Genomic DNA, 551 nt, shown 5'->3' with positions numbered 1-551 from the left:
AAATTCCTCTTAGAAATATGGAACGGCTTCAGAGCAGCTTGATCCATCGTTGATGGAGAGAAGGTGACCATGCATCTGACGACTGATATGGCGATGTCGTTATCGATGAATTTGAGTCAACCCAATCGCTGTGAACGGATCGAATGGTCGATTCGAGCTCACACTTATCACTAAGAGGGGTGGTGAATGCTTATGCATACGAATTTGAGTGGGCGCCATGGAGCCATTGTTCTGAACTCAGATCGCACCAGATTCGCCCTTTGGGCCCCTGATGCGGAGACAGTCAGAGTTGTGACACATGATGGCAAATCATTGGAGATGCTTCCTGATAAGAACGGCTGGTTCGTCCTCGAAGCTCAATGTCCTGCTGGCACAGTCTACAAATACAAGATCAACAACGATTTAGAGATACCTGACCCCGCGTCCAGGGCACAGGCAAAGGATGCTAATGGTTACAGCGTTGTGATCGATCCGGACTCTTTCTGCTGGCAGCATCCTGCTTGGCGAGGCCGGCCTTGGCGTGAAGCTGTAATTTACGAACTCCATGTAGG

1 pseudogene is annotated in these 551 nt (G+C 49.7%); it reads left to right on the top strand.

Annotated features, from left to right (window positions below):
- Nucleotides 1–186: 186 nt before the first annotated feature.
- Nucleotides 187–551, top strand: a pseudogene (locus AC1DRJ_RS31960) (malto-oligosyltrehalose trehalohydrolase); the annotation flags it as partial.

The sequence above is a fragment of the Pseudomonas sp. P5_B2 genome (assembly GCF_056400445.1).
The sequence above is the reverse complement of the archived record's forward strand: the minus strand, read 5'-3'. Positions and strand labels throughout refer to the sequence as shown.